Source organism: Streptomyces sp. CY-1, assembly GCF_047218265.1.
Taxonomy (GTDB): domain Bacteria; phylum Actinomycetota; class Actinomycetes; order Streptomycetales; family Streptomycetaceae; genus Streptomyces; species Streptomyces niphimycinicus.
The window spans coordinates 7,058,823-7,071,795 of record NZ_CP178393.1; the positions used below are offsets into that span (position 1 = coordinate 7,058,823).

Below are 12,973 nucleotides of genomic sequence, written 5' to 3' on the forward strand. Positions count from 1 at the left end.
GAATCCTCGGCTCCTGGAAGGGCCGTTGTCTCCGTGCTCGGAAGGCTATGGGTACGGCCTCCACGCGCGCAAACTATTTTTCCGTCGAGTTTTGCCAAGGGTCACCCGAATGGCTTCACCCGGCACCGTCATCCCCCTCGCCGTCGACCGCCGAGGGCAGTTCCCGCCCCTCGCACAGCGCGAGAACATCGCCCCCGAACCGGTCGAGCTTGCGGCGTCCGACACCGGCGATACGGGCCAGCTCCGATTCGGTTTCCGGAACGGCCTCGGCGATCGCGAGCAGTGTCTTGTCGGTGAACACGCAGTAGGCCGGCTGTCCCAGCAGCCCCGCCTGCTCCGCCCGCCAGTCGCGCAGCCGCTCATAGAGCGCCTCGTCCAGCTCGGACGGGCAGCCCTCGCAGCGCATCAGCTTCATCTCGCCCGCGTCGGTCAGCGCCCGGCCGCACACCCGGCAGTGGACCGGACCGCGCCGCCTGCGCGCCCCGCCGCCCCCGCCCGGGGCCGCCGCCCCGCGCTCGATCCCGCCGGCCCCGCCGAGGGTACGGGCGCCCACGGCCTGGGAGCCGGGCCGCAGCCCGTTGAGAAAGCGGGTGGGGCGACGGGAGGCCCGACCGCCCGGAGCCCGCGAGAGCGCCCAGGACAGCGTCAGATGGTGGCGGGCGCGGGTGACCCCCACATAGAGCAGCCGGCGCTCCTCCTCGATCTGCTGGTCCGTCTTGGCGTAGGTGATCGGCACCATCCCCTCGGTGAGACCGACCAGGAAGACGGCGTCCCATTCGAGGCCCTTGGCCGCGTGGAGTGAGGCGAGGGTCACACCCTCGACGGTCGGGGCGTGCTGCGCCGCCGCCCGCTCGTCGAGCTCCGCCACCAGATCGGAGAGCGTGGCCGCGGGGCGGCTGCCCGCGAAGTCCTCGGCGAGCCGCACCAGGGCGGCCAGGGACTCCCAGCGGTCGCGCACCGCGCCCGACCCCGCCGGGGGCTCGGGCGTCCAGCCACGGGTGCCCAGCACGGCCCGCACCTGGGACGGGATGTCCGCGTCCATCAGCGCCGGGTCGGTGCTTCTCCCGCGGGCCGCGCCACGCAGCAGCAGCCCCGCCTCACGCACCTCGGGCCGCTCGAAGAACCGCTCGGCGCCGCGGAGCTGATAGGGCACCTGGGCATCGGCCAGCGCCTGCTCATAGAGCTCCGACTGGGCGTTGACCCGGTAGAGGACCGCGACCTGGCTCGGCGGGACGCCCCCGCCCCCCTGCTCGACCGGGGTGATCAGCTCACGGATCCGGCGGGCGGTGCCCTCGGCCTCGGCCGGCTCGTCGGCATAGGCGGCGTAGACCGGGTCGGGACCCGCCTCCCGCTGGGAGACCAGCTCCAGCCGGTGCTCGGCGGCCCGGCCGCGGGCCTGGGAGAGCAGCCCGTTGGCCAGGTGGACCACCTGGGGGGTGGAGCGGTAGTCCCGGATCAGCTTGACCACCGTGGCCCCGGGGTGGCGGGTGCGGAAGTTCAGCAGATGGTCGGGGGTGGCGCCGGTGAAGGAGTAGATGGTCTGGCTGGCGTCGCCGACCACGCACAGGCTGTCCCGGTCGCCCAGCCACAGCTCCAGCAGCCGCTGCTGAAGCGGGCTGACGTCCTGGTACTCGTCGACCACGAAGTGCTGGTACTGGCGGCGCACCTGATCGGCGATGTCGTGCCGCTCCTGGAGCACACCGACCGTGAGGAGCAGCACATCCTCGAAGTCGATGACGCCGCGGTCGCGCTTCAACTGCTCATAGGTGGCGTAGATCCGCCCGATCTCGGCGGCGTCGCGGGGGGCCTCCCGGCCGGATTTGGCGGCCACGGCCGGATAGTCCTCGGGCACGGTCTGGGTGACCTTCGACCATTCGATCTCGCCGGTCACGTCCCGCAGCTCATTGCGGTCCAGCCGGACCCGGCAGCGGGCAGCGGCCTCGGCCACGAGCTGGACCTTGCGCTCGACCAGCCGCGGCACCTCGCCGCCGACCGCCTTGGGCCAGAAATACTGCAACTGGCGCAGGGCCGCCGAGTGGAAGGTGCGCGCCTGCACCCCGCCCGCGCCGAGCTGCCGCAGCCGGCCGCGCATCTCCCCCGCCGCCCGGTTGGTGAAGGTGACGGCCAGCACACTGGCGGGCTGGAGCATGCCCGCGCGCACCCCGTAGGCGATCCGGTGGGTGATGGCGCGGGTCTTGCCGGTGCCGGCCCCGGCCAGCACGCACACCGCGCCGTGCAGGGACGTCGCCACCTCGCGCTGCTCGGGGTCGAGCCCGTCGAGCACCGCGTCGGCGTCGCGCGGTGTGGCCGCGTAGCCACCCGGCGTGGAGCCCTGCGGGAACAGAGTGGAGGACGTTGCTGCTGTCACCCCGCCATGCTGCCAGGTCCCCTGGGACCCCCGTGCCGGTTGTCCACAGCCATGGCCTTCCGGTCATATGAATCCGGGAATGACCGGCGGAGGGTGAGCGTTCTCCTTCTGCCCACCGACCACGACCCCGAGGAGAGCGAAGACCGATGTCCGGCACTGTGACGATGTACAGCACCACCTGGTGCGGCTACTGCCGCCGCCTGAAGGGGCAGATGGACCGCGAGGGCATCGCCTACACCGAGATCAACATCGAGCAGGACCCGGAGTCCGCGGCCTTCGTCGAGAAGGCGAACGGTGGCAACCAGACGGTGCCGACCGTTCTCTTCCCCGATGGGTCGACCCTGACCAACCCGTCCCTGGCGCAGGTCAAGGCCAAGGTCGGCGGCTGAGTCAGCCTCGCGGCAGCGGCTCGCCGTACCAGAGCTCGATCAGCCGGGCCGCGATCGAGATACCGGACGGAGGCAGGACCTCCCCGGACTCGATCGCGGCCCGCAGGTCGTCCCGGGAGAACCAGCGCGCCTCGTGGATCTCCTCCCCGTCCACCTGGATCAGGGAGGACGTGGCCTGTGCCATGAAGCCGAGCATCAGGCTGGACGGGAACGGCCACGGCTGGCTGGCCACGTACTCGACCTCGCCGACCGTGACGCCCGCCTCCTCCGCCACCTCGCGGACCACGGCCTGCTCGATCGACTCGCCCGGCTCCACGAAGCCCGCCAGCGTCGAGAAGCGCCCCTCCGGCCAGTGCACCTGGCGCCCCAGCAGCGCACGGTCCTGTTCGTCCCGCACTAGCATGATCACGGCGGGGTCGGTCCGCGGGTAGTGCTCGGCCCCGCACGCGGAGCAGCGGCGGATATGGCCCGCCGCCGCGATCATCGTGCGCTCGCCGCAGCGTGAGCAGAAGCGGTGCAGCCGCTGCCAGTTCTCCAGCGCGACCGCGTGCACCAGCAGCCCCGCGTCGCGCTCGGACAGCAGCGCGCCCGCCTCGCGCAGCCCGGCCGGGCGTGCCGACTGGTCCATCCGTCCCGGCAGGGAGTCCTTCTGGAGCGCGAAGTAGCGCACGCCCTCCTGGTCGGTGCCCAGGAAGTAGCGGTGGTTCTCGGTGGGCGGGGCCTCGAAGGACGGGGTCATGACGAGCTCGGTGCGGCCGTCCGGGGTGTCGTCGACCAGGGCCTGGCCGCCGGAGACCACGAAGACACGCGTCGTCGGGTGACTCCACGCCGCCGCCAGCCACGCCTCGTCCAAGCGGTGATGCGCGGAGCGGTCGATGCCGCTCGGGGCAGCGAGCGTGATCGGCCGGTCGGTGGCGTGGTCGGTCCAGGTGGTCACGGTTGCTTCCAACTCCCCCAGCGAAATGGGTGGTCTACGTACATGAGCGAGCTATCCCCGTCCGTTCTCGGCGAGATCGTCCCAGAGATGGGCGGCCGTCTCGGCCCCCTTCATGAGCAGGCCGAGCTCGACCTTCTCGTTGGGCGCGTGCCAGCCGTCGGACGGCACCGAGATGCCCAGGAAGAGCACCGGGGTGCCGAGGATGTCCTGGAGATCGGCGGCGGGGCCCGATCCGCCCTCGCGGGTGAAGCGGATCTCCTGGCCGAAGGCGCGCCCCATGGCCCGGACGACCGACTGGAGCGCGGGGTGGTCCAGCGGGGTCAGACAGGGGCGGGTGGCGCCCCAATAGGTGATCTCATGGCGGATACCGGCCGGGAGCCGGGCGGCGACCCAGTCCCGTACGGCCGACTGGACCTTCTCCACGTCCTGGCCCGCCACCAGCCGGAAGGACACCTTCAGTTGGGCGGCCGAGGGCACGATGGTCTTGCCGCCAGGACCCTGATAGCCCCCGCCGATGCCGTTGACCTCGGCGGTCGGACGGGCCCAGATCCGCTCCAGGGTGGAGTACCCCGCCTCGCCGAGCGCGGCCCGCGAATGCGCGGTCCGCAGCCAGCCCGCCTCGTCGAAGGGCAGCTCGGCGAAGAGCTGGCGCTCACGGTCGGTCAGCTCCACGACACCGTCGTAGAAGCCGGGGATCGCCACCTTACGGTCGGCGTCGTGCAGCGCGGCGGCCAGACGGGCGGCCTCGGTGGCCGGGTTGGGCACCGCGCCGCCGAAGGAGCCGGAGTGGATGTCCTGGGCGGGTCCATGGAGATCGATCTGGCATTCGACGAGGCCCCGCATGCCGGTGCAGACGGTCGGGGTGTCCTCGGACCACATCCCGGTGTCGGAGACGATCACGGTGTCGCAGGCCAGCCGGTCGGCGTGCGCGCGGACCAGCTCGGGGAAGTGCGGGGAGCCGGACTCCTCCTCGCCCTCGATCAGCAGCTTGAGGTTCACCGCGGGCGCGCCGCGGCCGGTCACGGCCAGATGCGCGCGTATCCCCAGGGTGTGGAAGAGGACCTGCCCCTTGTCGTCGGCGGCGCCGCGGGCGTAGAGCCTGCCGTCCTCGATGACCGGCTCGAAGGGGTCGGTGCGCCAGCCGTCCGCGCGGTCGGCGGGCTGGACGTCGTGGTGGCCGTAGACGAGCACCGTAAGGGCGTCGGGATCGCCGGACGGCCATTCGGCGAACACGGCCGGGGCGCCCAGTGTGTCCCATATCTCAGCCACCGGGAAGCCCGTGGCGGCCAGGTGGTCCCGCAGCCACCGGGCGCTGCGCCGGACGTCGTCGGCGCGGGCCGGGTCGGCGGATACGGACGGGATGCGCAGCCACTCGGAGAGTTCGGCGAGAAAGGCGGCGCGATGGTCGTCCACATAGGCGCGGACGGCGTTGTCCGTGTCCGGGGTGTTGCTCATGCATGTGAGCCTATCCGGCCCGCGGCGGGACGAGGGCGGGGGTCTCCGGGGCGCTCATGAGCGCTCGCCCTCGGTGACAGTTTCGGCGTCGATACGATCACTTTCGGTCGCGCCCCCGGCTCCGGCCACGTCCACCTCCGTTACCTCCGTGACCCCCTCCACGTCCTCCGTCTCGCCGCCCGGCTCCCCGAGCAGGACGCGTTCGAGCCCGGCCCGGCCGGGCAGCCCGGCGGGGCGCACGACCTCGCCGCTGCGCACGTACACGAACGCCGCCGTCACGGCCGACAGGGGCAGTTCGTGCTGCTCGGCCCAGGCGAGGCGGTAGATGGCGAGCTGGAGCGGGTCGGCGTCCTGGGAGCGGCCGGTCTTCCAGTCGACGATCTCGTAGCGCGGGCCGCCGTCGGGGCCGCTTCCGGACGCGCGGTACACCGCGTCGATCCGGCCGCGGATGATGCGGCCCGCCAGGGTCAACTGGACCGGCACCTCCACGCGGTAAGGCGTGCGACGGGCGTACGGCGTGCGCGCGAACGCCTCCTTGAGCGCGGTCAGATCCCGCTCGTCGGCGATCTCCGCCTCGTCCTCCTCGCCGCCCGGCAGCTCGTCGGGGCCCAGGAACGGCAGCGACAGCGCCTCGAAGCGCGCTTCGACCCAGGCGTGGAAGCGGGTGCCCCGCCGCGCGGCGGGGCGCGGCGGGCGGGGCATGGGGCGGGCCAGCTCCCGTGCGAAGCCGTCCGGGTCGGCGGCGAGGCGCAGCATCTGGGAGGCGGTGAGCGTCCCCGGCAGGGGCACCTCGTGCACGGTCTCGCGGGCGCGGCGCAGTTCCCCGGCGAGCGCGTCCAGATCGCGGTCCCAGGAACCGGCCAGCCGGGCCTCCTCGGGCGCCAGCTCGTCCTCGGCCGGTTCTCGCGTGACATCCGGCACATCGGGTTCCGGCGCGCCGTAAGGATCGACGTGTGACCCATCGCCATACGGCTCGTCCTCATATGGCCCGTACGGGTCCTCGGCCGCGTCGCCGTACGCGTCCGCGTCCTCGTATGGGTCCTCCGGAGGCTCTGGCCACTCCGGGCCGTCCAGAGGCTCAGGCTCCTCCAGCGGCTCCAGATCGTCCATGGGCCTCGGGAACGGGTCCCGGTCGGCCGAGCGGTGCCCCCCGTCATGCGCGGTCGGCCCGTCCCCCGCCGTCTCGATGCGCGCCAGATGGGCGAGCACCACATCGGCGGCGCGCCGCCGGTGGCGCAGCGCGGCCGGGTCCAGCGGAAGCGGCCAGGCCCGGTCGGCCGCCGACTCCCGCAGGGCCGGGTTCTCCGCGTCCTCCTCCGGGGGCTCGGCCCATGCCTCGACCTCGCCGTGCCCCGCCTCACAGTGCTCGCGCAGCGCGTCCAGGAAGGCCGACGGGCCGCGCGGCCGCTTCTGGGTGGGGCCCCACCAGTGGCCGGAGCCCAGCAGCAGCGACCGCGGCCGGGTGAACGTCACATAGCCCAGCCGGAGCTCCTCGGTCCGCTGATGCTCCTTCATGGCGTCCTTGAAGGCCGCGATTCCCTTGCTGTCCCAGGCGGTGACGTCCGGGAGGGTCCGCGCGTCCCCGCGCAGCTCATGCGGCAGGACCTTGGCGTTGGCCGTCCAGGACTCGCGGGACTGCTCGCTCGGGAACTGCTTGGCGACCAGCCCCGGCACCGCCACCACATCCCACTCCAGTCCCTTGGACTTGTGGGCGGTGAGCACCTTGACCGTGTTCTCGCCGCCGGGGAGGGCGTTGTCGAGCCCCTTCTCGTACTGCGCGGCGGTGCGCAGAAAGCCGAGGAAGCCCTGGAGCGTGGCCTCGCCCTCCACGGCCGCGCCGCCCTCCCGGCCCGCGAAGGCGGCCGCGACGTCCAGGAAGTTGCCGAGCGTCTCGCGGCGGCGGGCGGCCAGGGCATGCGGTGAGGCGGACAGCTCGACCTCGAGGCCCGTGGTGGCCAGGACCCGGTGGAGCACGTCCATCAGCGGATCGGCCAGCGAGCGGCGCAGTTCGCGGAGTTCGGCGGCGAGCCGGGCGAACCGGACCCGTGCCTCGGCCGAGAAGGGCAGCCCGTCGTCCGGGCCGCCGCCCGCCTCCAGGAAGGTGTCGAGGGCATCGGCGAGGGAGATCACCTCGGAGGGGTCGGTGCCCTCGACGGCCCCGGCGAGCCGTAGGTCCGGATCGTCCTCCGCGCCGTCCGGCCCGCCGTGGAAGACCAGCGCGCGGGCGCGGCGGCCGAGCAGCGCGAGGTCGCGGGGGCCGATCCGCCAGCGCGGCCCGGTGAGCAGACGGACCAGCGCCGCGTTGGCCCCCGGGTCCTGGAGGACCTCGCAGACGGCCACCAGATCGGCCACCTCCGGCAGATGCAGCAGCCCCGACAGGCCCACCACCTCCACCGGAATATCCCGCTCCACCAGGGCGCCCTGGATCAGCGCGAAGTCACCCGCCGTCCGGCACAGGACCGCGATCTCACCGGGCGGGGTGCCGGTGCGCACCAGATGGGCGATGGAGTCGGCGAGCCAGGCCAGCTCCTCGCCGTGGGTGGGCAGCAGCGCACAGCGCACCGCTCCGTCCCGCTCGGCGCCGGGCGCCGGGCGCAGCGCCTCGACACCCTCGTGCATCGCGCGCAGCGGGGCGGCCAGCCCGTTGGCGAGGTCCAGCAGGCGGCCCCCGCTGCGCCGGTTCTCGCTGAGCGCGAAGCGCGCCGCCGGGCGGCGGTCGGCGTGCGGGAAGTGCTCGGGGAAGTCGTCCAGGTTGGCCACGGAGGCGCCGCGCCAGCCGTAGATGGCCTGACAGGGGTCGCCGACGGCGGTGACGGGGTGTCCGGTGCCGCCGCCGAAGAGCCCGGACAGCAGCAGCCGCTGGGCGACCGAGGTGTCCTGGTACTCGTCGAGCAGGACGACCGCGAACTGCTCGCGCAGGATCCGGCCGACCTCCGGGTGGTCGAGGGCCAGGGTGGCCGAATGGGCGATCTGGTCGCCGAAGTCGAGCAGATCGCGGCGCCGCTTCTCCTCGCGGTACGCCTCGACCAGGCCCAGCAGCTCCTGGCGGGCGCGGGCGGCCTCGGGCACCTTGCGCAGCGCCTCGTTGGTGAGCCGCGCCCCCTCCAGGGTCCGCAGCAGCTCGGTGTCGTACGCCCGCAGCCGCCCGGCCGGGACGAGGTGCTCGGCGAGCTCGGCGTCGAGTGCGAGCAGATCGGTGACCAGGTCGGAGAAGGGGCGGGTGAGCGCCGGGTACGGGCCGGGGGCCGAGCGCAGGACCCGTGCGGCGAGTTGGAAGCGGGTGGCGTCGGCGAGCAGCCGGGCACTCGGCTCCAGGCCGACGCGCAGCCCGTGGTCCTTGAGCAGTTGTCCGGCGAAGGCGTGGTACGTGGAGATGACGGGCTCGCCCGCGGCCTCCTCGGTGCCGCCCGGATCCGGGTCCTGGTCCACGATGCCCGCCGTGACGAGGGCCTTACGGACCCGCTCGGCCAGCTCTCCGGCGGCCTTGTTGGTGAACGTGAGGCCGAGCACCCGGTCGGGCGCGACCCGTCCGGTGCCGACCAGCCAGACGACGCGGGCGGCCATCACCGTGGTCTTGCCGGAGCCCGCCCCCGCGACGATCACCTGCGGGGCGGGCGGTGCGGTGATGCACGCCACCTGCTCCGGGGTGAACGGGATCCCGAGGAGTTCCTTGAGCTCCTCGGGATCGGTGATGCGGGCTGACACTCCAGTGAGGCTATCGGTGCCCACCGACATGCCCCGCCGCCCTCGCCGCTCCGGCGGGCGGCCGCCCCGGAGTCCGGGCCCGATACGCGAATGCGTCAGTCGACCACATGGCGCCCCTCAGCCCGGGCACTGCACGCGCCGCGGAAGGCGCAGCGCTCGCAGTGGTCGCCCGTGGTCGGGGTGAACCGCTCGTCCAGGACGCGCCCGGCCGCGGTGGCGAGCAGTTGCCCCACCCACTCCCCGTCCGGCGGCTCCTGGGCCTGGACCTTGGGGACGTCATCGCCGCCGTCCTTCTTGGCGGCGCCCTGCCGCAACTGGACGAGCTCCGCGCCGCCCGCCTCGGGGCGCCCGCCCTCGAAGAGGTCGTCGACGGCGCCCTCGCGCACCGCGAGCTGATAGGCCGCCAACTGGGGATGGTGCTCGACATCGCCGCGGGTCACGGCCTGCTTGCCGGTCTTGAAGTCGACGACGTAGGCACGCCCCTCGCCATCCGTCTCGACGCGGTCCATGCTGCCGCGGATGCGCACCTTATAGACGTCGGCTTCGAGCGTGACGTCGAAGGAGTGCTCGGTGGCGACCGGGGTGCGGCCGCCGCGCTCCATCACATGCCAGTGCAGAAAGCGCTCCAGGGCCGCCCGTGCCTGCTCCTTCTCCTGCCGTGACTTCCAGGGGGCGTCGAAGGCGAGCGCGTCCCATACGGAGTCCAGACGCTCCATGAGGACCGCGAGATCGGCCGGGGTGCGGCCGGAGGCGACCTCGTCGGCCAGGACGTGCACGACGTTGCCGAAGCCCTGGGCGGCCGTCGAGGGCGCGTCGGCCTTCACCTCGCGCCCCAGGAACCACTGGAGCGAGCAGGTGTTGACGAGCTGGTCGAGGGCGCTGCCGGAGAGCGCCACGGGGCGGTCCCGGTCGCGCAGCGGGACCTCGCTGTGCGTCGGCTCGTGCAGCCCCCACCAGCGGTGCGGATGGGCGGCCGGGACCAGCGGCCGGCCCTCCTCGTCGCGCAGCGCCGCCAGCCGCGCCAGCCGGCGCGCGGCGGCGTCGCGCAGCGCCTCCGAGGCGTCCGGGTCGACGGTGGTGGCGCGCAGCTCGGCGACGAGCGCGGCGACGGACAGCGGGCGGCGCGGCCGCTGGGTGACGTCGGTGGGCGGGACGCCCAGTTCGGCGAGGAAACGGGAGGGCTGGTCCCCGTCCTCGGAGGCGGCCTTGACGGCGGTGACCACGAGCCGCTCCTTCGCGCGGGTCGCCGCCACATAGAACAGCCGCCGCTCCTCGGCCAGCAGCGCGCCCGGCGGCAGCGGCTCGGCCAGCCCGTCCCGGCCGATCCGGTCGGCCTCCAGGAGCGAGCCGCGCCGCCGCAGATCGGGCCACAGCCCCTCCTGCACCCCCGCGACGACCACCAGAGCCCATTCGAGCCCCTTGGCGCGGTGGGCGGTCATCAGCCGTACCGCGTCGGGGCGGACCATCCGGCGGGAGAGGGTGTCGGCGGCGATGTCCTGGGCGTCGATCTCCTCCAGGAAGTTGAGGGCGCCGCGGCCGCCGGTGCGCTCCTCGGCCCGGGCGGCGGTCTCGAACAGCGCGCACACCGCGTCGAGGTCGCGGTCCGCGTTCCGCCCGGCGGTGCCGCCGCGCTGCGCGGCCCGCTCCAGCCGGCCGGGCCAGGAGGTGCCGTCCCACAACTGCCACAGCGCCTGTTCTGCGGTGCCGCCCCGGGCCAGCGCCTCCCAGGCGGTGCGCAGCAGCAGCCCGAGCCGCTGGGCGCCGCGTGCGTACGCCGGGTCGTGGACGGCCAGCCGCTCCGGCTCGGCGAGCGCCTCGGCGAGCAGGACGTCGGAGGGGCGCGGCACCGCGCGTCCGGCGGACCGCTCCTCCTCGCGCAGCGCACGGCCCAGGCGGCGCAGATCAGCGGCGTCCATACCGCCGAGGGGCGAGGTGAGCAGGGTCAGGGCGGTCTCGACGCCGAGGACCGCGGACAGCCCGCCGCTGTCCGGCAGCGCGGCCGTGGCGGCGGCCCGCAACGCGGTGAGCAGGGGGGCCACGGCGGGCTCATGGCGCAGCGGGATGTCATCGCCGTCCACCTCGACGGGGACGCCGGCCGAGGTGAGCGCCCGGCGCACACCGGGGATCGAGCGCCCCCCGGCGCGCACCAGGACGGCCATCTCACGCCAAGGCACCCCGTCCTCCAGATGGGCGCGGCGCAGGATGTCGGCGACGTTGTCGAGTTCGGCGCCCGCGGTGGGGTACGTGTACGCCTCGACGCGACCGCCGCCGCCAACGGCCGCGAGCTCCCGATGCGCCCTTACGGCTCGCGCGGGCAGCCGGGTGAGCGGCATCCGGCCGGCGATCCTCCGGGTGGCCGCGAGCAGAGCGGCCCCCGAGCGGCGGGAGACGGTGAGGACCTCCATGTCGGCGGGCCGTCCGTCCGCCCGCGGGAAGTCCTCGCGGAAGCGGAGGATGCCGCCCACGTCGGCGCCGCGGAAGGCGTAGATCGACTGATCGGGGTCGCCGAAGGCGAGCAGGGTCCTGCCGCCGCCCGCGAGCGCCCCCAGCAGCCGGCCCTGCGCCACGTCGGTGTCCTGGTACTCGTCGACGAACACGGCGTCGTACCGCCCCGCCAGCTCGGCCGCGACCTCCGGCCGCCCGGCGAGCAGCACCGCACGGTGCACCAGCTCCGCGTAGTCCAGCACCCCCTGGGCGTCCAGGACGTCGAGGTACTCCGCGAGGAAACCGGCCGCGGCGGACCAGTCGGGGCGCCCGGTGCGCTCGGCGAACTCCCCCAGCGCCCGTGGGCCCAGGCCCAGCTCCCGGCTGCGGGCGAGCACCGCGCGCACCTCGTCGGCGAAGCCCCGCGTGGTCAGGCAGGCGCGCAGCTCGTCGGGCCAGCGGACGAAGGCCCGGCCCTCGCGCGCCAGCTCGGCCTGCCCGGCGAGCAGCTCCCTGACGACGACGTCCTGCTCCGGTCCGGAGAGCAGCCGCAGCGGATCGACGAAGAGATCGACGTCCTGGTGGGCGCGGACCAGGGCGTAGCAGTAGGAGTGGAAGGTCGTGGCCCGTGGGGCGCTCGCGCCGCCCAGGCGCGCGGCCATGCGGTCGCGCAGTTCCACGGCGGCCTTACGGCTGAAGGTGAGCACCAGGAGCCGCTCGGGGTCCGCGCCCTCGCGCACCCGGCGGGCCACCGCCTCCACGAGCGTCGTCGTCTTGCCCGTACCCGGCCCGGCGAGCACCAGCAAAGGGCCGCCCCGATGCTCAACCACAGCGCGCTGCCGTGCGTCCAGGACAGGAAGGGATCCGGGCTCCGGCCGATGACGGAGCAGGCGGTAGACGCCCGAGGACGACTGCCGTGAGGAGGGCTGCCGCGCCTGCCGCTGCCGTGGAAGGGACGGGGGGGAGGAGCTCACGTTGGATCGCCGGTCCTGGTGGGTTGGCTGGGTGCGGGACAGCCTCTCATGCACGACGGGACCTCACCCGTATGGCTGTGGATACCGCCGGTACGACGACCGCGGGCCCATCGCACATCGGTGCACACGCCTCCACGCACCCCGGCACGGCCACCGCGGCCCCGGAACGCACCGCATGCGGCCCCACTACCGGCCGTGGCCCTCCCCGCCCCCGTCCCACCGCGCCCTGGCCATGTCGATCCGCGGCACATGGCCCTCCGCCGAGCGCGCCGCCTCGCGCAGCGGGGTGCCCTCCTCGCGGTAGTGGTCAAGAGCGCGCAGCTCACTGCCGGGCAGCAGCACACCGTCCGCGCGCACCACCCGCCACCACGGCACGGCGCCCCCGTAGAGCGCCATCACCCGCCCCACCTGGCGCGGCCCGCCCTCCTCCAGCCATTCCGCGACGTCCCCGTAGGTCATCACGCGGCCGGAGGGGATCGACTCGGCCACGTCCAGCACCCGCTCGGCGTACTCGGGCAGCTCGTCGGCGCCCTCTCCGTCCCCCGGCTCCCTGCTGTCCTTGCTCTCCCGGCTCATCCGCCCCATCCTGCCGCACCCCTCCGACAGCCCGGCCGACGGCCGCGCCGAGCGCCCCATGAGCGGTGTCGAGGGGCCCGCGGGGGCGGGTTGCGGTTCGATCACGCATTGTGCGGGAATCATCAGCAGGGCGTACCATTCGGGG

General features: G+C 74.0%; 7 protein-coding genes. 1 reads left to right on the forward strand and 6 read right to left on the reverse strand.

Going from position 1 to position 12,973, the window contains the following annotated elements:
• Nucleotides 1-115 precede the first annotated feature (115 nt).
• Nucleotides 116-2,368, reverse strand: coding sequence for an ATP-dependent DNA helicase UvrD2 (locus tag ACK1X7_RS30355; RefSeq protein WP_385141269.1), 2,253 nt, complete (start codon nt 2,366-2,368; stop codon nt 116-118).
• Between the two features lie 146 nt (nt 2,369-2,514).
• Between ACK1X7_RS30355 and ACK1X7_RS30360 the strand changes: the two genes are divergently transcribed.
• A complete protein-coding gene (locus tag ACK1X7_RS30360) occupies nt 2,515-2,757 on the forward strand; it encodes a mycoredoxin (RefSeq protein WP_014054756.1) in 243 nt (80 codons plus the stop codon).
• Nucleotide 2,758: 1 nt separating this feature from the next.
• On the opposite strand, the gene nudC is transcribed toward ACK1X7_RS30360, so the two are convergent.
• The 5 genes from nudC to ACK1X7_RS30385 form a co-directional block, all read right to left on the reverse strand.
• Nucleotides 2,759-3,694, reverse strand: a complete 936-nt coding sequence (nudC, locus tag ACK1X7_RS30365) for an NAD(+) diphosphatase (protein WP_398158276.1) — start codon at nt 3,692-3,694, stop codon at nt 2,759-2,761.
• Nucleotides 3,695-3,745: 51 nt separating this feature from the next.
• Entirely contained in the window at nt 3,746-5,149 is a 1,404-nt protein-coding gene (locus tag ACK1X7_RS30370) for a dipeptidase (RefSeq protein ID WP_390792050.1), read from the reverse strand.
• Nucleotides 5,150-5,203: 54 nt separating this feature from the next.
• Nucleotides 5,204-8,884 carry a UvrD-helicase domain-containing protein gene (locus ACK1X7_RS30375; RefSeq protein ID WP_413115883.1) on the reverse strand — a complete coding sequence of 1,227 codons (3,681 nt, stop codon included), beginning with the start codon at nt 8,882-8,884 and terminating at the stop codon, nt 5,204-5,206.
• Between the two features lie 65 nt (nt 8,885-8,949).
• Nucleotides 8,950-12,129, reverse strand: a complete 3,180-nt coding sequence (locus ACK1X7_RS30380; RefSeq protein ID WP_390792203.1) for an ATP-dependent helicase — start codon at nt 12,127-12,129, stop codon at nt 8,950-8,952.
• A 309-nt stretch (nt 12,130-12,438) separates the two neighbouring features.
• Entirely contained in the window at nt 12,439-12,828 is a 390-nt protein-coding gene (locus tag ACK1X7_RS30385; protein WP_385141280.1) for an MGMT family protein, read from the reverse strand.
• Nucleotides 12,829-12,973: the final 145 nt, after the last annotated feature.